The organism is Streptomyces sp. NPDC101227 (genome assembly GCF_044767545.1).
Taxonomy (GTDB): Bacteria; Actinomycetota; Actinomycetes; order Streptomycetales; family Streptomycetaceae; genus Streptomyces.
In genome coordinates this window covers 36,337-63,021 of the sequence record NZ_JBIWOD010000031.1, presented here as the reverse complement: position 1 = coordinate 63,021, position 26,685 = coordinate 36,337, and the positions used below count along the sequence as shown (strand labels likewise).

Below are 26,685 nucleotides of genomic sequence, written 5' to 3'. Positions count from 1 at the left end.
GCCGTCATGGCGACCACCGGGCGGTCCGCGATGACGACGGCGACCTTGTCGGTGAGGACGTCGACGGCGGGCTGCGCGGCGGCGGGCGTCGGCGCAACGCTCACACCGTCGGTCTGCACCACGGCCAGGGACTGCGCGGCCTCGGGTGGCCAGGCGGAGCCGTCGGCCAGAGCGGCCAGCCGGGCGGCGAAGGTGCCGGCGAGCCGCTCGGCGTCTTCGACGCCTGTGGTGGCGCGGGCTTCGGTCCACCAGTACGGAAGCGGCGGCGGGGTGGCTCCGAGCAGCCGCTCGGCCTCGCCCGCGACCTGCACGAGCAGCGGTGCCTCGACGGAGACGAGAGGTCGGCCCTCACCGTCGCACAGGCGCACGACGGCGCCCTCGCCCGCCGCGTCCACCAGGTTGTCGGGGCCTCCGGAGAGCAGGCCCGCGAGCAGGGTCGACGGGTCGGGCATGCGCTGGGTGAGGGCGATGACGTCCTTTGTCATGTGGTCGTCCGGTCCTTCGTCGTTCGTGGCATGGGTGCCGTACGGGGCGTGGCTCGGGCGTGCGGAAGAGCTTCCCGCGCCGCGACGGGCAGCGCCATGGCGCACTTCGTGGCTCGCGTGCGGGGGAGAGCTCGCCGGTGTGTCACGTGGGGGAGTACGCGGTCTGGATCAGGCGGTTGGGCCGGCCTCTGCGGATGAGGACGCCGCGGCCGGCCGGTTGCCGGGTGGCGTAGACGTTGGGGAAGAGCTGGCCCTCGCTGCGGTCGCCGGCCATGAGGAGTGCGGAGGATCCCGATTCGCGCAGGCCCTGCACCAGGGGTTCGTAGATGCCGCGAGAGGCGCCTGCGACGCGGCGGGTCAGGACGAAGTGGAGGCCGATGTCTGCCGCGGAGGGGATGTAGGGCAGGAACGGCTCCAGTGGTTCCTGGCCGGCGGTGGTCAGGACGTCGTAGTCGTCGATGAGGACGACGATCCGTGGGCCGCCGCCCCAGCTGCCGGGCTCGAGGTCCTCAAGGCGCGCGCTGTCATCGGGCAGCCGCTTCTCCAGGACAGTGGCGATACCGGCGGCCAGGCCCGCACACAGCTTGGCGTTGTACGCGTAGCCCCCGTTGAACTCTTCGGGGATCGCGCCACGCAGACTGCGCCGGGGGTCCATGACGGCGAAGACCAGCTCGTCCTCGCTGTAGCGCTCGATGAGACCGCCCGCGATGGTCTTCAGCAGATTGGTCTTGCCGCATTCGCTGTCGCCCATGATCAGCAGGTGCTGGTCATGCTGGAACAGGTCGAGCAGCACCGGATCGAGAGCCGTCTGGTCCAGGCCGATGGGCACCCGCTGGGGTTCGGCGACCGGGCCCGGCAGGAGGTGGGCCTCCAGGAGGTGCGGAAGCACCCGTACCGGCTGGGCGACCTCGCCGCTCCAGGTGGCGCGGATCGTCCGGGCCGTCCGCTCCAGGACCGCTCCCAGGTCTGCGGTGTCGGCGAGTGAGTCCGTACGGGGAAGCGCAACCTGCGCGAAGAGTTTGCCGCTGGTCAGGACGCGGCCGGGCTCGTCGGGAGAAAGGGTCGCGGCGAGCTTGTGGTCGATGCTGGACTCGCCGGGGTCGTTCAGCCGCAGTTCGACGCGGGTGCCGAAGTTCGACTGAACGGCGATGCGTACGTCGTTCCAGCGGAGCATGCCCGCGACGACGTGGATGCCGTAACCACCACCGCGTTTGAGGATGTCGGCGATGCCGTCGTCCAGCTCCTCGAAGTCATCGCGCAGCGCGCCGAAGCCGTCGATGACGAGCACGATCTCGGCGGAGGCCAGCTGGGGCAGCCGGCCCGCCGCGTGCAGGTCGCGCAGCTGCTCGACGGAGTCGATGCCGTGCTCGCGGAAGAGAGCCTCCCTGGCCGCGAGCATGGTTCGTACCTCGTCGACGGTGCGCGCCACCCGCTCACGGTCGACACGACCCGCGACACCCCCGACGTGCGGCAGGCCCGAAAGTGCCGCCAGGCCGCCGCCGACCAGGTCGAGGCCGTAGATACCGACCTCCTCCGGCGTGTGGGTCAGCGCGAGCGAGAGGACCAGAGTGCGCAGGAGCGTCGTCTTGCCGGACTGCGGGCCTCCGATGACGGCTGCGTGGCCGCCCGCCACAGTGAGGTCCAGATACCACGGACCCTGCCACTGCTTAGCCGGATCGTCGAGCACGCCGAGTGGTACCTCGAGCGGGTCGCGGCGCCGAGAGAGCTGCATTCCGCGCGGTCCGACGTCCAGCGGCCCGGCGACCGCGTCCAGCGTGATCGCCTCGGGTAGTGGGGGCAGCCAGATGCGGCGCACCGTACCAGTGGCGTTCGCCAATTGCTTGACCATGACGCCCAGTTCGGTCGGCCCCATCTCGCGGCGCCGCGCCGCAGGTGCCTGTGCGTCCGCATCCTGCTCAGTGGAAAGGGTGTTGAAGGTGTCGTAGGGGAGGGCGAGGGGTCCGCTGTCCTCGTCTTCCGGGCGCTGAACGGGTCCGCGGTAGGCGCCCGAGACGTAGCTCGCTTTGAAGCGGTCGTAGTGGCTGGTGTCGACCTTGAGGTAGCCGAATCCGGGCAGCGGCGGCAGGTGGAAGGCGTCGGCGGTGTCCAGAACCGTACGGGATTCGTCGGCGGAGAAGGTACGCAGGCCGAGCCGGTACGAGAGGTAGGTGTCCAGGCCCTTGAGATGGCCGCCCTCGATGCGCTGGCTGGACAGCAGCAGGTGCACGCCGATGGAGCGGCCGATGCGGCCGATGGAAAGGAACAGGTCGATGAAATCCGGTTTGGCGGTGAGCAGTTCACCGAATTCGTCGATGACGACGAACAGATGCGGGAGCGCCTCCAGGTCGGGCCGACGACTGGCGCGCAGCGCGGCGTAGTCACCGATGTCGGCGACGTTGCCCGCGTCCTTGAGGACCTGCTGACGGCGCTTGACCTCACCGGCCAGCGAGGCGTGGACGCGTTCGACGAGGCCGGCCTGATTCTCCAGGTTGGTGATGACGCCGGCGACGTGCGGCAAGTTCGCGAACGGCGCGAAGGTCGCACCACCCTTGTAGTCGACCAGGACCAGGGCGAGGTCCTCCGGCGGGTGGGTGGCTGTCAGGGCGAGGACGATGGTGCGCAGGAGTTCCGACTTCCCTGAGCCGGTGGCGCCGACGCACAGGCCGTGCGGGCCCATGCCGAGCTCGGAGGACTCCTTCAGGTCCAGGAGTACCGGCTCGTGGGAGTCGTTGATGCCGATGGGTACGCGCAGGAAGGCACGTTCGCCGCGCGGCGCCCACAGGTGCGAGAGGTCGAGGTGCGCCACGTCGTCGATGCCCAGCAGGTCGGCGAAGTCGACAGGCCCGGACAGGGGGGCGTCGACGAGTGACTCGGCGGACAGGCGCAGTGGCGCCAGCATCCGGGCCAGGCCCTCAGCGAACGGGATGCTGACCTCGTCCACGGTGCCGTGGGCGCTGACCGGCTCCTGCGCGCGCAAGTCCTCGATGAGTACCTGGTCACCGTCGACAGTGATCCGGACACCGACATGCCCCGGCTCCTGGACCCGCTGCTCCAGCAGATGCAGGACGGTGACGCCCATCTCACGAAGGCCGACCGCCTCGTCGGGACGCGGCAGGTCGACGGCGTCCTCACCATGCCCGTCGGCGACGACCAGTAGCCGGGACGTCATCGACAGGGCGTCTCTGTCGGACAGGCCGCGGCGCACCTCGGCCGCGTAGGAGGCGCGGCGGCGCAGTTCCGGGCCGAGCTGCCGGGCGAGCTGGAGAGCCGAGGGGGCGATGCGGCGCGCGGCGACGGGGCCGTCGTACTGCTCGGTGTCGAGCAGATGCGGCAGCCACTTGGCCCACTCCCAGTCGGCGAGCCGGTCACCGGGCACGGCGAGCGCCATCGCCACGTCGTCGGGAGCATGCATGGCGGCGGCCTGGACGAGCAGGGCGCGCGCCACTCGCAGGCAGTCCTCGCGGGGCCCGATGACGCTGACATTGCCGACACGGTCGAGCGGGACGGTCAGCGGCAGTTCGGTGCCGGTGCGGAAGCGGGCCATGAGCGCCGATGCCTCATTGAGCATGAAGCGGTCGGGCGGGGTGAGCACCGACGAACCTTGCTGAGCGATCTGCAAATCACGCACCGGCATTTCACCGGTGCCGACACGCACGCGCAGGAAGTCCCCGTCAATGCGACGTCGCTCCCACAGGCGAGCCGGATCGCGCACGATGTCGTAGAGGGCGGCCGGGGGAGGGTTCAGGACATCGGCGCGCTCGCGCCGTGCGCGTTCCTCGGCGGCCAGCTCCTCGCGCAGATCCTCCAGGTAGGCGAGATATGCCTCGCGTTGGGTGCGACGGGTGCGCTGGGCCTTGCCCCGCTGTGAGAAGACGAGCGCGACGGAACCGATGACGGTGACGACGAGGATGATCGCGCCGAGCCCGGCGAACTGACTGTTGCGCACCACCGTCATCATCACCACGGACGACATGACGCCGGCGACGGGCAGCAGCGACATCGCGATATTGCCCGCCTTGCCCTCAGGGAGGTTGGGCGGGGCCTCAATGATGCGCGCCTCGGAGGCGGCCGGGGGGCGGGTGGCCCTGGCCGGGCGGTGTATCAGTCGGGTACTCATCGGCGTCCGTCATTCACGATCGGGCTCGGTATCTGGTCAGTGACGCTGTTGGGAGAGGGAGAGCTGGAAGACGTCCGCGGCGAGGCGGGTGGTGGCTTCCCTGGTCGGGTGAGCCAGCAACTCGGTATGGACTCGGCCACCGGCTGCCAAGTGCCGGTCATACGGAAGAACCTGGACGCTTACTCCAGTGGACTTGAGATCCCGAGCCGCCCCGTCGAGGTCGAGTCCCGAGTGCGGTACCAGTTCGGTGAGCACGACGACCGTGCCGGTGATCACGTGTCGAGGCAGCCCCTGCATCCACTGGAGCACTGAGAACGTACTGGTGATGCCTTCCGGCGTGGCAGGGGTGGCCAGAACGCGGCCATGGGCGGCGGCCAGCGCGACCCGGCCGACTTCGGCGGGCAGCGTCTCGCAGTCGATGACCATCACGCCGAAATAGCGGCGCAGCGCGACCACGGCCCGCTCGTACGCCCGGCTGTCCAGCTTCACGCCGATCTGCCCCTGGCTCGCGGGCAGCAGCCATGCGTTGTCGGGGAGTTGGACGAGATGGCCGGTGACGTCGAGCAGGGACATGTCCGGCTTGACGATGTCCGCGAGATCGCTGGTGGTCCAGCGCAGCGCCTCGGCGCCGAGCCGCAGTGGCAGCGAGCCGAGCGCCGGGTCCGCCTCCAGGAAGAGGACCGGATCCTGCCGGTAATGCGCATACGTGGTACCGAGCAGCGCGGCAACGGTGGACTTGCCGGACCCGCCCCGGATGGAGGTGACGGCGATCTGCCGGCCGGTTGTTACGGGCTGCTGCAGCACCGTAGCGGTGCGGGTGATCGCGGCGACCTCGCGCGCGGCCGACGAGGACAGCGTCCGCCGCAGGGCACGCGCAGCACGCGCTGCGAAAGGCTCGCCGTGCCGTGGCTTGCTGATTAGCGTGCTGGCCAGGTCCTCGTCCACCACGGGCCGTGAGCCGGGACCGCTCTGGGGCTGGGGGCTAGGGGCGTACGCGGCCGGGGCCTGCTGCTTCTGCTGTTGTTCCTGGTACTGGGCCGGCTGCGGCCGGCTTACCGGATGACCCGCGCGCTGCTCCGGCCCCTCGTACGGGTAGCCGTCTTGCCGTGGCGCACCACCGCCATGGGCGGCGTTTGCCGCCTGGATGCCCTGCGCGGGCTGGGCAGGGCCTGGAGCGGAAGCGCGGTACGCCTGCCCCCCGGGGCCTTGTGCACCCTGCTCGGCGCCGCCCCTCAGGTCGCGCAGCACATCACCCTGCCAGCCGTCTCCGCTCGGCATGCCTGTTCACCCCCACTCTGCTGCCCCGCCCCCAGCGCCGGCACATCGACTCAGAACTGTCAGAACTGGTTGAGCAATTGCCCATACACACCGAACACACCAAAGGCGAGTGGGAAGAGCCCCACCATGCCGATGGACTCGACCAGATCGCCCATCCGTCGCAGCCGCACCTGCACATGCTCGGGCACCTGCACCGCCAAAACGACCAACGGCAGCACCGCGGCCGCACACAGCGCAGCCAGCGGCCCGACACCCTCCGCATGCTCCATCCACCACGTCACCAGGCGTACCACCAGGCACGACGCAGCAGCCAAGAGCGCAACAACCTCAACGACCAGCGGGAACGCTCGCGCCCTCGACACCAGCACCACGACAACGAGCGCGGCCAGCACCACGGTCCATACGGTCGGCTTCTCGGCCAGCGTCAGCAGCCACCCGGCAGAGGCCGCCGAAATCGCAGTGACGATGGTCGAGAGGGCAAGGCCGCGATGCGTCGCCGCAAGCGCGGTGCCCACCTGGTGACGGCTGACAGAGACACCGCCCGAGCGGCGGTCATCGAGCGCCGTAAGCCCCGATGCCATCAGCGCAAGCCGCGGCAGCACACCGAGAGCCACCAAAGAGAAGACAGCCATCACGGCACCGAGCCGGGCCGGATCACCCTGAACAGCGGCCACCGCCTCCCACGCAACGGCGATCGCGGCAGTGGTCACCGCACCGACGAGCCCGCCCTTGCCCAGCGGAGAGAAGTATCCAAGGAACACAAGCGTCACGACCAGCGCACCCGCCACGGCAGCGAGTCGCGCGGTGCCCGGCCAGCCGAACGCATCGGCAGCCGTCCACGCCGTGAGAACACCGAGCCCGCCGGCGGCGAGCAGGAGCGCGGTCGCCAGTCCCCGGTTCCCCCGTCCGATCTTGGCGACGAGCGCACCGGCAGCCAGGAGCACAGGCGATACAGCTGACAGAGCACCGACCAGGGCGCCGAGCGGGAACTCACGGCGGGCGAGCAGCGCGGCGATCACGGCGAAGGCGACGGTCGCCACACCCGCACTGGCCCGGCGCGCAGCAGGACGCCAGCGCCAAGACCGCAGATCGAGGTCGTCAGCCACCTGATCGGTGACGTCGTGCACCACGGGAGCCGGCGGCGCAGAATGCGTCGTCACCAGCCGCAGCACGGCGCCGTCGGCTACCCCGGCCGACGCCAGCGTGCTGTCGTACGGCAGGACAGAGCCGTCGGACGCAGTCAACTGCCGAGCTACCGGCCGCGATCCGGGCCGATCGCCCAGCAACGGCAGGACTTCCGGAATCAGCTGCCCTATCGGTGTATCGGAGAGCAGGACGACATCGGCCCGGCGTCGCTCGCCGACCAATGTCACTCGGCTCAGTTGCGTCCGGGAACTCGCTGCTCTGCTCACCACTTACCGGAACCTATCATCGCGGGGTTGACGAACTCTCTGGCCAAACGGGGCATGCTTCCACTCTGGCTCTGCGTCAGCGAATCCTTCTCCCGGCACGGGAACTCTTCGCGCATTCGTCGGGAATGCCGCAAACTCTGTCCGGATACGATCTGTTGGCTATTTCTAGGGGTTGGCCGACCTTGTCGGCTGCCCGTACTGCTGCATCTGACGCTGCTGCTTCTCCTGCTCAGCCTTCTGCGTGGCCAGCGTGTGCTGAAGGAACGACCACCCCACGCACCCCGCGCACAGGACAGCCGTGATCGCGATCCCCGCGAAGACCTTCCCCAGCCGCTCGTCCGCCGTGCGCCGACCCCGCTGCGCACCGAACAACAAGGCATCGCGCATCCTGCGCCGACGTACGGCCACTGACTCCAGCAGCTGACTGTCGTAATCCCGTGCCATTTCGCCGTCCGTCGTCTCAGTCGTCCGTCGCTTCAGTCACGGTCTGGCCCCTCAGCCGTCGACGGTCACGCGCAGTCTGTCACCCCGAGGCGCTCCCGCGTCACTTCCTCATCTGCCGCCGCGCAATCGGCTCCTCGGACACCATCACTGCGTGGCGATATTAGATGCTAGGTAGGAACGGCAACGGCCTTTGGATCGGGCCCTTTGACGAGCAAGGACACCACCGGACTGATGACAGTGACCCAGCAGGAGATCGAGAGCCGGTTGCGGGATGCCGCCGACGAGCTGCGCGTGGCGATGCCCGAAGAGCAATACCTCGTTGACTGACGAATGCAGGGAGGCCCGGCAATCTGTGACGGTTGCCGGGACTCGTCGCGCTGCTCGGCGCCAGGGCCGATTCCCAAAACGACGGGCGTGCCGGTGAGCCGGTCCAGGGACCGGGCGTGCGCAGCGGACTCGAGGCCGTTCCGCAGCGGCATGAGGGCCAGGCTCGTGCTGAACGGCGCCTCAGTCCGGCGCCCGCGAGGCCTCCCTGTCGGTGACCGGGGGAACGGGACTCCACGCGGATTGCGGCTGACACTACGAGGTCGGGTTGGCCCGGTGCCGAGCACTCACTGTCGCCCTCCGTGGCAGCCTCGAAAGCGAGGCTGCCACGGAGGCCGGCTCGGAGCTACCGAGTGGCGTTCCTGTGCCTACAGGTCGGTACCGCTGGCTTCCTTCAAGATTTCCACGCTTTCTGCGTCCTTTGGGGCGGAGCGGCGGTACTGGGGATGCCCGAGGTCCATCTGGAGCGCGGCGTGCAGAGGGGCGGGGTACCGGGTTCGGTCGGACCAGGACAGAGCCTGGTGGCTGAGACGAGCCGCGGCAACCGCGAGAGTCTCTCGGTCGTAGCCGTCCCGTGTGTGCATGGGGGTGATTTCCCTCGTCGTCATGCTGTACCACGGCGAGTTGAGTTCGTTCTCCTTGCGTTCGTCGGCATTCTTCGATGCCTTTCCAGGGTCGGCACGCCAGCGGGTCTTCCACTGCCCGTGGCGCTTCTTGCCGTAGTTGCGGGGTTCGGTGAACAGGAACCACGGGTGGCCTTCGGGCTGGTCCTCCGGGAAGTACAGGTCGCTGGAGGTCTTGACCGTGATGGTCTTGCCGTTCTTCTGCTTCTCGGTCACGGCGACCAAGCGGGGCATCTCCGCCTGCGCGCAGTTCATGCGGATGACGCTGGCCGGGTTCCAGGACGGGGGCAGCCCGCTTGCGGGAAGCCAGAGGCGGGGGTCGTCCGGATCTTTTCCGAGGCCTTGCTTGTTGTTGTGGAGGCCGGGCCATACACGGCGGCTCGCGTGACCGTCGATCATCAACGCGTAGGGCAGGCCGTCGAGTTCGTCGTGGAGGTCTTGGAGGGCGGTGCGGACGTCGTGGCCGGCCTGTGCCCAGCGCTGGATTTCGCCGTCCCCGTTTTCAATGTGAAGAGGGTAGTTAGCTGCGTGGAAGTTACTCTGTGCGAGGGCATAGTGCTCCCACTGCGGGTGGATGTTGCTCCAGCCGATCATGCGCCATGGGCCGCCGGGTTCAGGCGAGGGGATGATCGCACTGGCGCAGATGATTCTTTTGGGTTGCCCCTTGTACTTGCGGTCCGTGGCCTGCTTGCGGATGTGGATGCCGCAGAACGCCATGCGGGGCAGCGGGTAGGCGTCGTCGTCGGGGTAGAGAGCACGTTCGAATCGGTCGTCCACGACGCCGCATGAACGGTAGAGGTCGAGTAGACCCATGTAGACGCGGTGGTCTTCGAAGGCTTTCGCGGGCTTCTTGACGACGGTGAAGGTCTTGGTGAACGGGTCGTACTCGCGGCCGACGAGGAATTGGGACGGCACTGCGGTCTTGGCGAGCTCCCGTACGACTTGGTGCTTGGCGTCGTTCTCCTCGAGGGCGGTCTTCACTTCAGCGGGCTTCATGCCCTCGTGTTCCTCGCCACGCACTGGGATCTCAGTTTCGCACCAGGCGGCGAGGAGAACGCCGGGTTCTGCGAACGTGCTGGTGATCCTTTGGGCGTCGGTGGCGCGCTGAGTGCCGGGGCCGTGCTCCAAAAGGGCTTCGGCGTTGCAGAAGACAGCTTCGATGCCGTCCGCGAGCGGGAAGGGCTCCTTTCCGCCGGGGTCAGGATCGATGCGATCCGGGTCGAGGCCGTAGGGGTGGGCGAGGCCGTGGATCATCCGTGTGAGGGTCGCGTCGCGGTACCACAGGCACAGGATGCGGAGCTTCGTGTATCCGGCAGCTTCGATGGAACTGCGGATACCGTCCGGGGAGGGTTTGCCGATGAGATCGACGTACTCGCCATCCTGCTTCTTCTGCTTCTTCTCTTTCTCCTGGGCGGCGGTGGCGGGCTCGTGGGAACGCTTGCCGAAGACATTCCCCTTCGACTTCAGGTCGAGCAGGGAGACCGCGTCGCCGAAGGCTCGCTGGACGTGTTCCCGCAGCAGCGAGAGATGGTAGATGCCGGCGCCGGTACCGACAGCGAAGGAGTCTGTCTTGGGCATGGTCGGCCTGATCGCACCAGGTGGAGGAGTCAGGATGTCGATCCTCTTGCCGTTTTCGTCCTTGGCGTTCAGGCGGCTGCGCTCATCGGCGACGCGTTCCTCGATGGCGTTGAGCGATGATCGGTCGGCGTCCATCTTCGCCAGGATTTCCAGCGCGTGCTTGTTCGTCTGCCGTAGACCGCGCCCGTCCAGGGACACAGACATGAGCGGCCTGTCCGTTCCCTGGTCCACGAGGACGGTGCTGGCGTGGATCACCGTGTTGTTGATGCGTCGAATGTGGGCGTCAAGATTCAGGACGGGGTTCGGCTCGGCAGTGTAGGTGGCCATCTTCACCGACAGGCGGGACAGCGCGTACTGGGCTTGGCTGCGGATGTGGATCTCGGGACGGGCCTTGGCCGCTTCGCCGAGGTCGACCGGGTGGGCGAGGTTGGCGAAGATCGGACCGATGGGCTGTTCCCAGGCGATCAGGTCACCGTTGCTGATGGGCCGGTACTGCACGGAAGCGACGTTGTCGGAGGGCTGCCAGCCGACGGTCCTGTGCTTCACCTGGCCGTCCGCCGCCTCATACGCCTCACGGACCGGTTCGACTTCCCGGTCGAGGAAGGGCTTTGCGGCCAGCTTCTTGGCGATGTGCCATTTCACCGCCTCATAGGCCCAGCTGTCCGGGCTGGCGGGCTTGCCGTCTTCCTCTTGGAGGATGTTCTTCGCAAGGCTGTGGCGCTGAGGAGCGGCGTCGGCGACCAGTCGGGCCAAGGTGGGCTGGTCCATGAACGGGATCTCGTCCAGAGGAACCCGTCGGACGATGCCTTCCAAGTAGGTGAAGACCGTCCTGAGGGTGTCAGGCTCCACGGGGTTGAGCGTCACCATGAAGGCCAGGTACTTGTCCAGGTAGACGTAGCCGTCGGTGATCTGCTGGAGCACGGTGACAGCGATGGAATAGGGGACCAGGAAGGGGTCGGCGTCCTGGACACCCTTGATCCATTTTCCATTCTGTGCGGCCGTGTTCCCCAATTCCCGCCAGGCCCTGCGGATCGGCGCGTGGTAGTCGCCGAAGTCCCAGACCAGCGCGGTCATGCCGTCCAGGAGCTCGGTGGTGCATCGGATCGATGTGGTGTGCGCGGTGAGATCCCGCTGCGTGCTGCTTCGCCCCATGAGCGGGGGTACCTCGTCTCTCGGTATCTCCGTTTGGGAGAGGGATGCGGGTCCGTCTCCGCCACGGCAAGGCGGTGACAGGCATGGGCAGTTCAGAGCGTCTCGCGGTCGAGCCCCGCATAGGTCAGGAATGCCTGAAGCGCTTGACCGTAGAGCTCATTCATGATCTCGCGCTGCTCCGGAGTCCAGTCGCGGTAGATCTGTTCGATGATCGTGGCCAGGTCGGAGCTGAACTTCTTGTCGTGGATGGAGTGGTCCACGATGTGGAGGGTCATGTCGGTCTCGCCCCGCCGGGCACGGCCGGCGAGCTGGATGAGCAGGACGAGCATGCCTGCCACGAGTTCCTTGCGCAGGTCGTGGTCCATGTTGGAGAACCGGGCCGGGGAGCGCAGGATCTTGGTGAGTTGCTTCCAGGAGGCTTCGCTTGCTGTGCGCAGGACGGCCAGGGGCTCGTCGCTGCCGTCGGCGGGAAGGGTGTTGAAGCCGGCGGCGTTGACGCTGGCGTGCAGCCAGTCGGTGTCCTCGATGCTCAGGACGGGCCGGACGCACAGATAGATGTCGCGGACCGCCGAGCGCGTTCCGACGACGATGTTCAGGCCCCGGCCGATGACGGCGAGGGGAGCGATCAGGATCTCTCCGCGGTCGGGGAATTCCTTGAGCTCTTCGCGGACCATTCGGTCCACATGGGCGGGCAGGTACTCCTCGTAGTTCTGTTTCTCCGGCTTCTTCACCAGCAGGCAGACCCGGTGGTTCAGCCCGTCGGCCTGTGCCACCCCGGAGGCGAGGTAGGCGGCTTGCTCGTAGGAGTTGACGGCAAGGATGACGCGGGCCCGTTCCGGTTCGTTCTTCTCCAGGCGAGCCAGGCGTTTGGCAAGCTGCTGCTCGTACAGGCCCCTGCCAAGATCGCGCAGTGCGTTGGGTTTCAGCTCCGGCGGGAGGCCCCCGATCCTCATGGCATCCCCGTTACTGCCCCGCACAGGTGTTGCGAGCGTGACGATGGACTCCGGACGGGTGTCGGGAAGCCACCAGCGGACCGGGGCGTGGATGTGTTCCTGTACGGCCTGCGGTAGGTAGGCGGTGGCGGACAGGCCCATGACTGGGCGCTGCACGCCGGCCGTCAGCAGGGCGGTGAGGCCGCCGAGTTCGCTGACGAAGGTGTGGGGGTCGCCGCCGAAGGAACGTGACAGGAGTTCCCCTTCCTGCTCCTTTTTGTCCAGGCCCTTGACCTGGTAGCCGTGGATGGAGCGGCCCAGCATGGCCAGGGGGTAGAGGGTGGCGACTGTGCGGCTGCGCATGGTTTCGAGGATCTTGCGGACCGATCCCAGGTCGAGATAGCGCAGGGTCTGGGCCTGCATGCGCAGCTCGTCCAGCGCACTGTCGAGTTCCCGTAGAACGGTTCGGGTGACCAACAGGTTCACCACAGCAGCTTGCTGATGCGCATCGGGCACGAGCTCGCGCAGGAGAGTGCGCATTGCGTCGCGGGTGTCGGTGAGGTGGTCCTGGCCGCGCTGTGCGGTGAGGATCGTCAGGGCCGTTTGGAGGGCCTCCCAGTCGGCTCCTTCGGGAAGCTCGGCCTCTTCATCCGGTTCGGCCGTGTACCAGCGGGCGGGCATGATCTGGTCGAGGAAGGCGAACAGCTCGGCCGGAACATCCTCGGCCGCGGTCTGGTCGGGGAACAGGAGCTGGAGGATTTCGCGGTCCCTGGAGCGGGCCAGGCGCCAGCCGGTGTTGTCGCGGCTGGCCCCGTCGGGGCTGTCGGCCTCGTTGCCCGGGTTCAGCTTGAGCCCGCTGCCTGAGCAGAGCCACAGCAGCAGCATCTCGGCCATGAGCCGGGCGTGGCTGACCGGCGCTGCGAGGGCCATCTCATGGGCGACGGGGAGCTTCCTGGCGTCGGAGTCGATCTCCCGCAGCGCGGTCGTCCGTTTCCGGGACGCCAGAGTGAGCTCCGAGGTGCAGCTGCTGATGGCGGCCGTCTGAAAGGCATCGATCTCATCGATCACCAGCGCATCGCAAGCTCGCAGCGTCATCTCCAGCACGCTCATGCCCCTGGTGCCGCGAGCCTTGCCGCGGAACTCCTGCCCGTCCAGGACGATGCCGATGCGCGTGCGGCCTTCAAGCAGATTGGCATGATTGGTGACGATCACGGCAGCGTCGGTGGCCCGGTAGAACTGCTGGAACTTGCCGCACACCGGAGCAAAGGAGCAGGTGAGCCGGGTGGAGCCGGTGGCTGCGGAGGTCAGCGAGGTGCAGTTCTCCTCCCCGTACGGATACAGGGCGGGCGGGTCCATCAATGCCCGCTGCGCGCAGCCGGCCGACAGGAGCCCGATGTCGGTCCTGGCGCGCTGGTCCCATTCGTCGATCTGGGTGGATGCGCCAAGGGCGGCGTAGTCCATGGCCCGCCGGTGCATGCTCGACGGGGACATCAGAGGGGCGCAGTGAGCGGGCTCGGCGAGGTGTTTGGTCCGGTGCAGATAGGCCAGGTCATTGTTGATGTCCCAGGCCATGTCCAGGGTGGCGCGGACGTCGGTGACGGCGAGGGCGATCCGCCGGTCGTTGAGCGCTGCCCAGGACGCCATGACCCGCACGAGTACTGTTTTGCCGCTTCCCGTGGGGGCATTGAGGACCTGCAGGTCTCCGGCTGTCAGGTCGAGTTCGGTCAGCTCGCCGTCGGTGGTCTTCATTGCCATGAAGAAGCGCTTGAGCACCTTGTGCAGGTAGGCGACGCTCTTGTCCTGCCCGCTGAGAATCTTGGCGACGTCCAGGAGTTGCTTCACCTTGGGCGCGACCCGGTCGCGCTGCGGGCGGGTGTGCACCTGCGGCAGCACCTCGTGGCCGGGCGCTTCAAAGAAGCCGGGAGTCGCCTGGATATGGATCTCCCTGCTGGTCGTGCCGTGCTCCTGGCCCAGGTAGGCCGTTCTCGTCTTGAAGGTTCCCGGGCCCGCGAACGCCTGCGCCTTGGGGCGCTTGCCGAAGGTGAAGAACGGGCCGGTGACGCGTTGCACGTAGCCGAGAAAGTCCCCTCCCACCCTGGGGATCACCGCCTTGGCCAGGTGTGGGTCCCCGACCGGCAGCCGCAGTGAACCTCCCGACCTGTCCGCGAGGTCGGGATCGGGGGCCAGGGTGCCCAGCAGCGCGAGTACCGCGGCCCTGAGCTTCTTCGCATCCGTCAATTCTGGAGCCATCAAAGTCATCACCTGACGGATCAGGTTGCGCTCGGCCACTGGCAAGCTCGCCCATTCCGACCATGCGTGCGGCTTGCGGTGAGCGAAAAACGTGGCCTCTTCGAAGCCGGCCAGGATGCGGCCCTCATCGTCCTTCCGGGGAAAGTAGTGCGCGGCCAGAACGAGTGCACCCGCCAGACCGGCTTCCTTCCCCGTCATCTCCCCGCTCACGCCCGGCCCTCCTTCATCTGCGCGATGACCATCTCCAGGTAGTCCGTCGCGGTCATCGCCGCCTTCATCCTGTACGTGCGGCACACCGCATCGAGCTGGGCCACCTGTTCCTGGCGGTGGTCGGGCACCACCAGATACTCCGCACCGCCCTTATCGCCGCCGTCCATATGGAGCTTGCTGACCAGATGGTTCGGCCAGGTGTAGTCCTTGAAATCAGCAGGAAACCAAGGCTGTTCACTGCCCTCGCGCGTGATCCACAGGTCACACTGGTCCCCATTGGGCCACAGATGTGATGTCCAGGCCGTTCCTTCCAGGGCCGCCGCGGTGGCCCGGTGCAGAGCCAGTTCAGGCAGGCCGGGGATGACGGTGTAGCGCCACACCGGCCGTACCAGCGCCATGTACTCAGCCGCCAGCTTGGCCTGCGGCACGTGCGGTACGGCCCCGGTCCACAGGCGCGCGAAACGATCGGATGGAACCCGGCATTCGAACGTCGGACTCAGGTCGGGGGCCGTCTTCTTCCGGGCGGTCACGACGAACTCGTACGACGCGCCCGTCTCCTCGTGCCAGGGGTACAGGCACCGCACCCTGCCCCTTGTACGCGCGCCCGTGCGGGCAGCCGTCACCTTCATCGGCCACTTGCAGGCAGGGCAAGGCCACCACCAGCCGTTGAACTGCGCGTACTGGGCGATCGGCTTGTAGAAGTCGTTCGCCCGGGACGGCAGCTTGAGCTCCGCGAGACCGCTCGCCGGCACCGTCGGGCTCTCCACCAGCGTGGTGCGGTGCCTCTCGTAGAAGGAGCCCTTGATCGCGCTGAAGACGGCTTCCTGGCTGTACTCGTCATCCAGCTTCGGTTTCGTCACCTGCCCGGTGAACTTGCCGACCTTCTGCGCGGCCCGCAGGACGCGCTGGGCTTCGTGCCGGAAGTCGAACCCGTCCTCGGTGGCGACGCCCTCGCTGTCCATGAGCCGCACGCCGGCGAGAGCCTCGCTGTCGATCCAGTCGGGCAGCAGCCCTTCCAAGGAACCAGCCCGGTCGCCAGTGAGCCTGCCCATCAGTTCGTCGAACAGGATCAGGTGCCCCGGGCCGCATGCCGCCATCAGGATGCCGTGGGCCTCCATGAGGCGGTCCAGGCGTCTCGGCCCGTCCAATTCCTTGCTGGCCATCGCGTGCTCGCACACGGCGAATGCCTTGACGATTTCCAGCAGCGCGTGAGTCTGCTGAATGTCCGTTGTGTCGTCAGCTTGCATCACGCGCCGGAGCCTACGGCAGGCCACTGACAATGCCTCCCGAGCAACCTGCACAGGGAGTTCAGCCAGAGATCTCGTCGAGGCCCTCGCTGTCGACACTGGGATACAGGTTGTGATAAGCGTCGAGGTGGTCGGTGATGTGACGCTGCCCGGAGTCAGTGAGGAACCACCGGTACGGTCCATGAGTCACCCCGTCGGGGTGCCGCAACACGATGAAGCCCCGGCTCGGGGTGCGCCCGTCAGGGCTTTGCCCCACCGCCAGGTAATGCGGCCCACGTCCGGCGAGACTGCCGTCCACTCCCCGAGTCCCGGCGAGCGCGACACGGACCACGATCTTCCATAGCCACAACGACAGCAGCGTTGCGGGTGGTCCTGCGTCGCGGAGAACACCGAGAGCCGCACGGGCCACCGCTCGGCCGAGCCGGGTCATCTCCACCCGGGTACGGGGCGTATCTCCGAGCCCGTCGACATACACCCGGTCCCGGTACACAACGATCAAGCCACGCCGCTCCAAAGCGGCCACCGAAGACCCGGCCCCGGGGTCATGCACTCCAGCTCCGCGCAGCCGCTCTTGAATGCGGGTGTAACCGACTACACCAGACGAGGCGGAGAGCGCTAACGTCAAACGTCGCCATTCGGCCGCCGGTCGTTGCTCTGCCCCCACAGGGCGGGCGTGCCTGTGTTCTTCCTCGACTTCCTGGTCCTGCTGGAAGATGCACGTTAGATAGGAACGCTGCCTGTCATTGAGAGCACTCCAGACAGCAATTGCCTCCCCGGACGGCTGACGTGCACGTCGGGCGGGAAGCACTGGGAGAGGGTCTTCTGGTCGGCTACGGCGCCAGGCATCCATCACCACTCGTTCGGGAACCCGATAGACTTGGGCGAGCATACGCGCCACCCGCCCCAAGGTCTCAGGAGCGCCCCATGCCCAGCCACGCACACGTCTTCCGCATTCCAGATCACGGATCTTCTCCGCGCTAATGTGCAGGTCGCGGGCGCCCCGCTTGCGTCGCAGGGCTGAGGCGGCCTCTTCCGTGCTCATGCCCGCGTCACGGCGCAAGTCGGCCAGGCTCTCGGTCCCTGGATCGCGTCCTGTCAGATCCTGCGCACTGCACCGCAGCACCTTCAGCAGCCGCCCGAAAGCCCGGTCGCCAACGTCCCGTGTGCCTGCCTCCCAGTGCCTTACAGCACGCGGCGTAACCCCTACGGCCTCGGCAAGCTTTTCCACGCTCATGTCTCCGAACTGTCGCTGGCGTTGTAGGGCCTGAGGACGGAGGGACTGTGCCATACCAGAAGCAAAACGCAGTGAACAGTTCACCGCAACTGTTCATGACAGGGCGACCGTGAGCCGAGTCAAGATCGCTACGGACATCTGCTGCCCAGTGCCTGGGACCGTGCCGGTCGAGGAGGGTGATGTCCGGCCGCTGGGCGGGGTTGCGGACGAGCAGCAGGGCGAGGGCCCCGGAGTGGACCGGTGGCGGGATCGGGTCGGCCACGTGCTGGAGCACGCTGGGGGGCCACAGGTCGGAGGCGATGAGACGCGCCTTACCCCTGGGGCGACCGCCCGTCAGCCGTCCTGGCGGTCGGAGCATCGAGCCCAGTGAGGCTCCGACCGCCCATCGTCGTAGTTGCGCCTCGCGCAGGTGTAACACGCGATTCCGAGAGACGTTCCGGTAAGGACACGCTGCGTGTAGAAGGTCGAGGAGCGTGTGACTCGTCGTCCGGGAGTCGTCAACGAGCTTTCCGCCGAAGGCGATCAAGCTCCTTCTTCCGGCTCTCGATCACCCGCTGCAGGTGCTCGACCGTGTCGTGAAGGCGGTGGCAGTTCGGGGCACAGCCTGCTGTCATGCCCGGCGGATTCCCCGTCACCCGTGTGATGTGGCTGTTCGGACTACCGGTGAAGGTGAGGGCCTGGTTGTATTCGGCGACCTCACAGTCCGGACCGGCCTCGACCATCTGCAAGTCGAGCCGCCCGGGAGCACGTTCGGGGCCGTCGAACCATAGACGACAGCCTTTCTCCCTGTAGGCGCAAGAGCAGGTGCGCATGTCCTCCTTGAGCGCGATTCCGCAGAGCGGATCGGTGAGGTGCTTGACGAGCACGTCGTGGTCCGTCCAGCGTGCTCCGGCGAAGGTCAGCCGAAACCCGTAAGTGTTGGTGTGCTTGGTGAAGCCGGCCATGTCGAGCCAGTCGGCTCCCGAACGGAAGATCAGCAGGCGACGTAGCAGGGCGCTGCCGAAAGCTGCTGTCTCCCTCCACCTTTGCACGACCCATCCGTGCTCGTGCGCGAAGGCCCGCTCGCCCGGCGTCAGACCAGGGTGTCTGCACGGCGACTGCTCGCTGTGCTCGGCCGCGGTCAGGTACCGGAACTCCTCCGCCTGCGCCCAGGATCGATCTGGTACGCCCTCAAGCCGAAGGCGTGCAGCGGTTCCATGCAGCCCGAGGTCGAGCCTGCCGTGGCCCGCTTTGGTCACACGTAGACCGCTGATCCCACCCAGGTCGTGCTTGCCTCCGGACGAGAAAAGTCCCCAGGCGATCATGTCGGCCAGTCCGTCGGGGTCGGAGTCGGCCGCGAAGCGGATGACGGGACGACACTCGTCGGGGATGACGCGCAGAATGCGCAGGGGGCGGGTGGTGTAGCTGGTGGGGTGGTCCAGCAGGGCCCGAAGCACCTGGCTTTCAAGGAACGCCTGCTCGCCTCTGGCGGCAGGGATGAGCGGGCTTCCTTCGGGCAACCGCTCGATGCGTTCTTTCGCGCCGGACCAGGTCTCCCCGGTGTAGCGGCGGCACAGGTCGATCAATTCGCTTTTGGGCACGACAGTTCCCTTCCGTCATGCGCTGCCGGATCCTCAGCGCGGAATGAGCACTGCCTGCGAGAACGAAGGTCCTACGAGGTAGAGCAGTACAGAGAGGGCACCTGGGGCTTTCGACACGCTGCGCGATCGATCCGGAGGCGCACGACGAGGGGTCCCTCAACCCGGACCGGACCGTAGTCGGGCTGTGGCGGCTACGGCAAGCACCTGCGGCCATCCGGGTGTAAGGACGCGTCTGGATTCGCGAAATAGGGAAAGGCGGGCATGAGTTCTGCTAAGTTTCCAGTGCGGTTAGCCACCGCTCCCCGGAGACACATCGGCCCCTTTGTCTCCAGGCTCGGGTGAACCGGTTTCCAGACACCTCCACGCATCCATTGGGATCTCGACTTCCGCACGTCCTGGGCCGAGGCGTTCAGGAGAGACCTATGAGCACGATGCGACAAGACGTCTCCTTGCTCCGGCGCTGCTACACAGGCGAGAGCGTCCAACAAGCCCGCCGCGCGATCGACCTGCTTGATCCTGAAGTGCCTACCATCCCCGCAGCCGCTACGGGTGATCAGCAGTTCCTGGAGGCGCGCGTGCTCGTCAGCCTCCTGGGAATGCCGGAACCACTACACCCGCTATCCCCTCGGCATCGCTGCGGTGTACCCGGAGCTGGACGGCATCGTCCTTCGAGTGGAGAGCGAAGAGCGGGCAGCCGAGATCCTCTTCAACCTGCTACCCACGTACGTCTCAGACCACGAGGTCCACGGTGTGCCCGGCTTGCGCATCACACGACGCGACCGTACGGCGGTGGAATTGCGCGTGCTCGGTGCGCCCACCCGGTTGCGTCTGACCGGCCTGCCAGCGACCCTCTGGCGCAACGCTGTCGCAAGGATTATCGGCAATTGGATCGACCCGAATCCCAGGCTCCTGTGCTGGCAGTCCTCGCCAAGTGCGTGGACTGACGCGGAGCGCGCACATCACGCCAGGTGGGAGGACGTGGATGATGAATTCACGCAGGTACAGAGACGTGGCGCGTGGCTTGGCAGCGGGCTGCTACGCAGAGTTGCCCTCCTGCACACCGTGTCCAACACCTTCTTCGCCGACGGCTACCACGGCGGCGGTGGAACGGCGTGCCTGGTCCTGCGCTCCTCTCACGCTCGTGGGCAGGGGCCCGGGCCGCTCAACATCGTCGCAGCGCTTGCCCACCGGGCGTTCGGTCTCCCCCTCCATCTCAAACGGTTCCGCGGCGACACCGATGAACGCCTTGGCGGGGACCAGCAGTTTGTTCTCGGAGACCACGGCAAGACAGCCGTCCTCGATCTCCGGGCCGAATCGGAGCAGCCTGGCCCCAGACTGGACCCAGAACTCTGGCAGGCGATCCTCCGACGCCTTCCCGAATCGGGATTCACGGAGGGCCTGTCTCTGAGCGTCCTCGCCGGCCTCGGCGCGGCGTAGGTGCGTCTCGCCGGTCCATGGCGATCACCATGGATCGGCAAGATGCCACCACTCGGCTTCGGCGGGACGACACCTGTGGAACCTGGCACGAGCCTGAGCCTGAGGAGCAGTCCGCGGCTGTCCTTGCCATCGCGAACTACAAGCAGGATCTTGAGCGCCCACGGCCTAGGGACGGCCATGACGGCCGTCCCAGAGCAGCGGCTACTGCTGACGCTTACTTACGTGCGATGCGGCGGTCATGCCGGCGCCGTAGGTGAAGGCAAGGACGGCGCCGCCAGAAGCTACGGCGGTGAGGGGGGTCTGGCCAAGAGCAACGGAGCTGATCCCCGCAACCAGCCCAGTGATGACAGATACCAGAGCGACGACGACAACGTGATACACGCGGTGGTCGCAGGTAGAAGTGGTGGCAGACAAGTAGGGCCCTCCATACTCCGTCGGAGCGCCGTCACCTGAATCAGGGCAGGGTGCAGCCTGCGCTGGATTCACGTCACAGCGTCGCCGCCCAGCGGGCGTCGCAACAGGAGAGCGCCGGCCAGGCGCGCCTATTGCCCCTCGACTGGAGCGCTGTAGCGGTTGGCAGTCATCACCGATGCACCATGCCTTTCAAGGATCTCGTCAACCACGTCCATAGTAGCCAACACCACTGACATCCAGACGAGTTGGTATGCGCTTCCTGGGAGCCCAAGTGCTAATCCGCAGCGACCCTCACCTACCTGAGTCTTCACGCACGAAGCCCCGTCGCAGGAACTGGAGCCCTCCAGCAAGGCGGAGACGACGGCCTGGCGAGTTGGTCAGGTAGTCGTCCATGCGGCCCCAGTCCCTACGATCAGGGAGAGAGCTTCGTGCCAGGCAACACCCCGAGCGTTGCACCCGCTGTGCAGCAAGCCTCGGACGCATCCTCCACAGATCGACCGTGCGAAGTCTGACGGAGCACGGCACCGGTGATCATGGTCGATGTGCCAGCATGAGGAGCTTGCGCCCTCCCTCTCCGGTTTCTCGCCGCACAAGGCGCAAACGCCACCCTGTAACTCCAGAATGGCCTCACATCGCCTGCTGTCAGGTTGTATCGGCGGCCTTGTCGAGCCATCTGACTACAGCTGAGGCAATGCCCCGAACGTCGACCCTCTCCCCTGTACCTGACGGTGATGCCGCACCCCTCGCAGTCCTGCAAGGTGTCGCGCGTCAAAGGGACTCCGTATGAAACTCGCATCCGCGACGGTAGCGGGAAGCACTGACATCGCTCCGGTCACGGGAATGCGGCCTCTCCCGGGACCGTGTCTGCTCTGCCTCACCATGTAGGACACGGTCTTGACCAGCCTCGAACGTCCGCCGGATCAGCGGGCCCGCCCTCTCCAAGTCAGCCGCCGAGGAGATGCGTACCTCCAGGTCACCGGTCCCGAGGTGACCGATACCACGCATGCCCCGGGTGAAGCCTTCCTCCAGCGTGACGGTGTCTGGGGCGAGTCTGAGGTAGACCAAGATCGCTTCGTGCTTCGGCCTGAAGATCACCGATGCCATGTTCATCAGCCATCAGTAGGCGATGTAGTGCCGGAGAGGCGCCACCTCGACCTCGCCCCATGCTGTGAGAGCTTCGTCGAGTTCCGTGTGCACGTCCCGCAAGCAATCCGGGGCGAGGCTGACACCCGCGAGCGGGGGGACCGCTGTAGCCGCCAGCGAGCTGCCGACCGCTGCGTCCCGCTTCCTGTTCCGTCGAGACGAAGCTACGTTCGGCGAACCGGGCGAGGAGTCAATGAGCAGCAGGCTCAGCAGGCTGCCCTCGAAGGCGCGGTAGCGCGCACCAAGTCGATGCGCTCGGGCAGCCGTTACACGGCCACACGGTCGTGGTGGGAGAAGCTGGCCGCGATGCAGATGGCAGTGCAGTTCTCACGTTTGGCGGCGTTGGGGCGTGGCTCAGCTGCGGAGCCAGGAACCCGGTGGCGGGTCATCCGGTGCGCGGATCCCGCCTCGGGTGCAGGCAACCGCGTAGGTCGCCCAGTCGCGTGTCTGCTCCGTCAGGGAACGGTCGCTGGTCATGTGGCGGAGGGCCGCCATGGTATCCGGACCGCACGTGAGGTCGACCATGAGGAGGACAGTGGCTGCCTTGTATCGGTGGCTGTCCGGTACCGTGGCGTCGAGGATCAGTTCCCTCAACACGCGCCGTGCCTCAAGCAAGCCCCTCGCGGCAGCGAGATCACGGGCCGTCTGCAGGGCCAGTCTGGGCGAGACTCGTCCCTCACGCACCAACTGGTGCAGAACCTCACCCGAGGTGCGAGACATGCCTGCGCCGTGGCGCAGCAGGGCATGGGCAGCCGCCACGCGGACTTGTGACTCTTCGGTCGCTGAGCGTGCGACGCGGGCTAGGAGGCGCGAGGACCGCGATTCGCTGGTCCACCCTCATTTATGCAGCTCGGCCGCCATGGCAACGCGCTCGATACCCGTTCGGCATTGTGTCAGGTTTTCCCAGATGCCCTGAGCTGAGCGATGGAGATCCGGCCCCGCTGAGAGACGTTCCAGAGGATCGCGAGCCGGTGAGCGTCCGAGTCGGTCGGGCGGGTGTACAACTTCTCAAGGTCAGCGACCAATTGGCGACGGACGACGGGCCCCATCGCCGCAAGAAGCGCAAGGGCGTGTAGACGGGCCCGGGACGGGAGCGTGACGTCGTCCAGAGCGGAGAGGACCAGAGCGGTTGCCGACCGACATCCCTGTGGGTCGATGCTGCTCAGTCTGGCGGCCAAAGCGACGCGTTCCGCTGGCGAGGCGCCGGCGGTCAATTCCGCCATCACCACGTGCGCCCGGCCAGCGCAGTCCTCATGGCCCTCGCCGCGAGGGAGCAGCTCGACAGCCTGGCGTCGCACTTCTGTCTCCGCCGAGGCGTCCTGTGGCAACTCCAGCAGCCCTGGGCCAGTGCCTTCGCCCCCATCGGTTGGCGAGGCGCGACGCTGACACCATGTGACGGGCAACGGCTTGGACGCGGACACCCCGCAGGAGCTTTGTCTGTACACCGCATTTTCACTTAAGCTGACGAGTCATCTGGCCTATCAGGCGGATCCCGCCTGAACAGCCGAGTGCCTGAGTGACCGTCAACTTCTGGGGTGGGGTGTTCGTGGCACGTTTGGTGTCGCTGCGTAGCGTCTGCGTGGCTCGTGATGATGTCCTTGTAGGTGGGTTGGCGGACAATCACTTCGCAGCACAGCTGGACAAGGTGGTCCGCGACGCGGACCACTATCCGGTGTACGGCGACGCGGAGGCGTTCTTCGCGCAGACCTACCCCACGAGTGGCCTGAAGACGCTGCTCACGAAGACCTTTGGCCGCCTGAGCGGAGCGAAGGGTGTCGCGGGGGAGAACGGCGTGCTTCGCCCGACGACCTCGTTCGGTGGCGGTAAGACGCACGGCCTGACCGCCGTCTACCACCTCGCCAAGGGTGCCCGGCCGTCCAACATCGCCGAGTTCCTCGACCCAGGCCTGCTTCCCGGCTGCCCGGTCCAGGTCGCGGCCCTGGTCGGTGACGCCCTCGACCCCACTGCGGGTATTGAGACCAACGGCCATCGTACCTACACGATGTGGGGTGAGATGGCCGCCCAGATCGGCGATGTGGCGTTCGCGGCGATGGAAGCGAACGACACCCAACGCACCGCTCCGGGCACCGCCACGATCAAGGCTGCCTTCCGTGGCAAGCCGACGGTGGTGATCGTCGACGAGATCGCCAAGTACCTGCGTGCGGTGGCCTCCTCCGGGAGCGAGGACGTACGCCGCATGGCCGGCGCGATCCCTGTCTTCCTCGGCAACCTCTTCGAGGTCGCCTCCGACCCGACCAACAAGGTCTCGGTCATCATCACCCTGGCCGCGACCACCAATGCGTTCGGCGCGGAGACCACCGAGATCAGCGAGCTGACCGGTGAAGAGAAAGAGAAGGCCGACGCCGCCAACGCCGTCTCGGTCAAGGCCGCCCAGGAGATCGGCGACGTGCTGACTCGCGCGGTGCAGCCGAGCGCGGTGATCAAGCCGGCCGATGACAATGAGATCGGAGAGATCCTCAAGAAGCGCATCTTCGCCTCCGTCGACGAGGATGCCGCCAGGGCCGCCGGGGACGCCTATCGGGACTTCTACGAGCAGCTCGCCAAGACCGAGCAGCTTGCCGGTGGCGCCGAGCGCCCTGCTTCCTACGGAGACTTGGTCACCAAGAGCTACCCGTTCCACCCCGAGTTGGTCCGTGTCCTCGATAAGCGTCTGGGCAACATATCCGAATTCCAGCGCGCCCGCGGTGCCCTGAAGCTCCTGGCTGAGGTCGTGGCCAACATCTACGCCACCAACGCCGATACGGCGATCATCAATGTCGGCGACATCGACTACTCCAACGAGCCGGTCCTCAACCACCTCACCGACGGCCTCGGCCGCGCCGAGTACGCGAGCGTGGCCAAGGGCGACTTCGCCTCCAAGGCGTCCCACGCGGCTGTCGTCGACGCTGAGGTCTTCCCCGGCAAGCCTGCCTACGCCGCCCGCGTGGCCCGCACCGTGTTCACCCACTCCCTGGAGATGGTCTCCACCGCAGGGGCGGGCCGCAACGACTGGCTGGTCGGCACCCTGCGTCCCGGCGAGGACGCCGCCATCTTCGAGAAGGCGCTGACCGAGTCGGAGAAGGTCTTCTGGCATCTGTCCTACGACGGTGCTCGCTGGCGCTTCAACATCGAACCCAACGTCAACGCCATCATCGAGACCGAGAAGCGCAACGTCGCCAACACCGCGGCCGCCGCGGAAGTCGACAGCCTGATACAGAAGGCGTTTGCCAACGACGGTGGCGTCGCCGCGATTCATTTCCCGTCAGGCCCTGCTGAGATCCCGGACAAGGACGCGCTGCGCGTGGTCGTGCTCGACCACGATGTCGTCACCGTCGACCCGGGCCACGCCGACCAGCCGCCGGCGCAGATCGTGGACATGCTCGACAAGGTCGGCTCGGTTGGCTCGCCGCGCAAGTACCGCAACTCCCTGGTTTTCGCCCTCGCCGACGCCGAGCAGGTCCATGTCCTCAAGGACCGAGCACGCGCCCTGATCGCCTCCAACAGCCTCGCGGCCGACACCCACCGGCTGGGTCAGTTCAGCGAGGAGGTCCGCAAGAAGGTCGATGCCTACGACAAGGAAGCCCGCCTCCAGGCACGCATCGCGGTCACCCGGTGCTTCAAGCACATCTACTACCCGGCCGACGAGAAGACCACCGGCTACCTGCGCCACCGCGAGCTTCCCGCCCAGGCCCAGGGCGACCCGAAGAATGCCACCTCCGCAGTCATCACCCTGCTGACTGACGAGGACAAGATCCGTACGAGCGCGTTCACCGCGTCCTTCCTGCGCACCCGCACCTGGGCCAACAAGGAGGCCACGAGCACAGCCGCAATCGCCGACTACTTCTGGTCCGACCACAAGGCCTCCATCGTCCGCAACACCTCCCTGCTGCGCGACGCGATCGTCAACGGCGTCAACCACGACAACTGGGTCTACTACGACTCGACCAGCGGCAAGGCCTACACGGCGAACACCCAGGCCGGCATGTCGATCACCTTCAGCGCTGACACCGAGGTCATGACCATGGCCGAGGCGCAGAAGCGGGGCCTGCTGGTCCGCAAACCCACCCAGAACGACCTCCGCTCGGTTCTCACTAACGACCAGCTCACCGGCGCCGACCTCCGCGCCCGACTCGAGGCAGCCTGCGGCGGCGAGCCCTCCAAGACCGACGTCCTCGACCTGCTGGCCACCGCCGTCCAATCCAGCGAGTACGGCTGGTTCGTCGTCACCGACACCGAGCCTGCCGCCGGCGTCCGGGCGCTCTCACCCTCGGCGATCAAGGACAAGGGCCTCGACACCCTCCACATCCTGCCCCGCAAGACCGCCGACGACATCGGCGTCCAGGTCCCCACCCGCACCGCCACCTCCAAGACTTTCACCGCGAACGGCCCCGGCGGCGCGGCCATGCAGACCCTGCTCGATGCCGTCTCCGACTACGCGATCCGCACCATCTCGACCCTCACCGTGAAGGTGAGCGCGGATGCCGCGTCCGGCACGAGCGACATCGATCTCGCCGTGGCCTCGCTCGGAATGCTGCAGAAGCAGACCATCACGGTCCGCTCCACCATCCGCGCCGAATACAAGGGGCTTACTGGAGGCGGCATCCAGTTCCAGGGCACCGCCGAGCGCGCCAATTTCCAGATGGCCTACGGCCACGCCAAGAAGGCGCTCACCGCCGCCACCAAGGTCGTCGGTGACGTCATCCTCACCTTCCGATTCGACCCGGCACTCGACGTCGACGACCCGCAGTTCGCGCAGATCCATGACGTCATCAAGAAGCTCGGCATGAAGAGCACCACGATGACTGCTGAGGTGACCAAGTGACCA

General features: G+C 66.9%; 13 protein-coding genes and 1 pseudogene. 3 read left to right on the top strand and 11 right to left on the bottom strand.

What is annotated here, in order from left to right; all coding sequences use genetic code 11:
• The 5 genes and pseudogenes from ACIRPT_RS39535 to ACIRPT_RS39515 form a co-directional block, all read right to left on the bottom strand.
• Positions 1-485 (bottom strand): annotated as a pseudogene (locus tag ACIRPT_RS39535) (hypothetical protein); the annotation flags it as partial.
• A gap of 142 nt (positions 486-627) precedes the next feature.
• On the bottom strand, positions 628-4,602 hold the full coding sequence (eccCa, locus tag ACIRPT_RS39530; protein ID WP_403836511.1) for a type VII secretion protein EccCa: 3,975 nt from the start codon (positions 4,600-4,602) through the stop codon (positions 628-630).
• 36 nt (positions 4,603-4,638) lie between these two features.
• Positions 4,639-5,880 carry a MinD/ParA family protein gene (locus tag ACIRPT_RS39525; protein ID WP_403836509.1) on the bottom strand — a complete coding sequence of 414 codons (1,242 nt, stop codon included), beginning with the start codon at positions 5,878-5,880 and terminating at the stop codon, positions 4,639-4,641.
• A 59-nt stretch (positions 5,881-5,939) separates the two neighbouring features.
• Positions 5,940-7,295 carry a type VII secretion integral membrane protein EccD gene (gene eccD / locus ACIRPT_RS39520; protein ID WP_403836507.1) on the bottom strand — a complete coding sequence of 452 codons (1,356 nt, stop codon included), beginning with the start codon at positions 7,293-7,295 and terminating at the stop codon, positions 5,940-5,942.
• A gap of 162 nt (positions 7,296-7,457) precedes the next feature.
• Positions 7,458-7,736, bottom strand: a complete 279-nt coding sequence (locus ACIRPT_RS39515) for a hypothetical protein (RefSeq protein ID WP_381065768.1) — start codon at positions 7,734-7,736, stop codon at positions 7,458-7,460.
• Positions 7,737-7,940: 204 nt separating this feature from the next.
• Here ACIRPT_RS39515 and ACIRPT_RS39510 point away from each other — a divergent pair, with 204 nt between their 5' ends.
• Positions 7,941-8,063: a hypothetical protein gene (locus ACIRPT_RS39510; RefSeq protein WP_403836505.1), complete on the top strand. Its 123-nt coding sequence runs from the start codon at positions 7,941-7,943 to the stop codon at positions 8,061-8,063.
• Between the two features lie 365 nt (positions 8,064-8,428).
• On the opposite strand, the gene ACIRPT_RS39505 is transcribed toward ACIRPT_RS39510, so the two are convergent.
• The 5 genes from ACIRPT_RS39505 to ACIRPT_RS39485 form a co-directional block, all read right to left on the bottom strand.
• A complete protein-coding gene (locus ACIRPT_RS39505; RefSeq protein WP_403836503.1) occupies positions 8,429-11,413 on the bottom strand; it encodes an RNaseH domain-containing protein in 2,985 nt (994 codons plus the stop codon).
• A 92-nt stretch (positions 11,414-11,505) separates the two neighbouring features.
• Complete coding sequence (locus ACIRPT_RS39500; RefSeq protein WP_403836501.1) at positions 11,506-14,805, bottom strand: hypothetical protein; 3,300 nt, start codon at positions 14,803-14,805, stop codon at positions 11,506-11,508.
• On the bottom strand, positions 14,802-16,052 hold the full coding sequence (locus tag ACIRPT_RS39495) for a hypothetical protein (protein WP_403836521.1): 1,251 nt from the start codon (positions 16,050-16,052) through the stop codon (positions 14,802-14,804). The genes ACIRPT_RS39500 and ACIRPT_RS39495 overlap by 4 nt, the downstream gene beginning before the upstream one ends.
• Positions 16,053-16,113: 61 nt before the next feature.
• Positions 16,114-17,286, bottom strand: a complete 1,173-nt coding sequence (locus ACIRPT_RS39490) for a helix-turn-helix domain-containing protein (protein ID WP_403836499.1) — start codon at positions 17,284-17,286, stop codon at positions 16,114-16,116.
• Between the two features lie 497 nt (positions 17,287-17,783).
• Positions 17,784-18,866, bottom strand: coding sequence for a hypothetical protein (locus ACIRPT_RS39485; protein WP_403836497.1), 1,083 nt, complete (start codon positions 18,864-18,866; stop codon positions 17,784-17,786).
• Between the two features lie 549 nt (positions 18,867-19,415).
• Between ACIRPT_RS39485 and ACIRPT_RS39480 the strand changes: the two genes are divergently transcribed.
• A complete protein-coding gene (locus ACIRPT_RS39480; protein ID WP_403836495.1) occupies positions 19,416-20,303 on the top strand; it encodes a hypothetical protein in 888 nt (295 codons plus the stop codon).
• Between the two features lie 791 nt (positions 20,304-21,094).
• On the opposite strand, the gene ACIRPT_RS39475 is transcribed toward ACIRPT_RS39480, so the two are convergent.
• Positions 21,095-21,370 carry an endonuclease domain-containing protein gene (locus ACIRPT_RS39475; protein WP_403836519.1) on the bottom strand — a complete coding sequence of 92 codons (276 nt, stop codon included), beginning with the start codon at positions 21,368-21,370 and terminating at the stop codon, positions 21,095-21,097.
• Positions 21,371-23,469: 2,099 nt separating this feature from the next.
• Here ACIRPT_RS39475 and ACIRPT_RS39470 point away from each other — a divergent pair.
• On the top strand, positions 23,470-26,682 hold the full coding sequence (locus tag ACIRPT_RS39470) for an ATP-binding protein (RefSeq protein WP_403836493.1): 3,213 nt from the start codon (positions 23,470-23,472) through the stop codon (positions 26,680-26,682).
• The last annotated feature ends 3 nt before the right edge of the window (positions 26,683-26,685 follow it).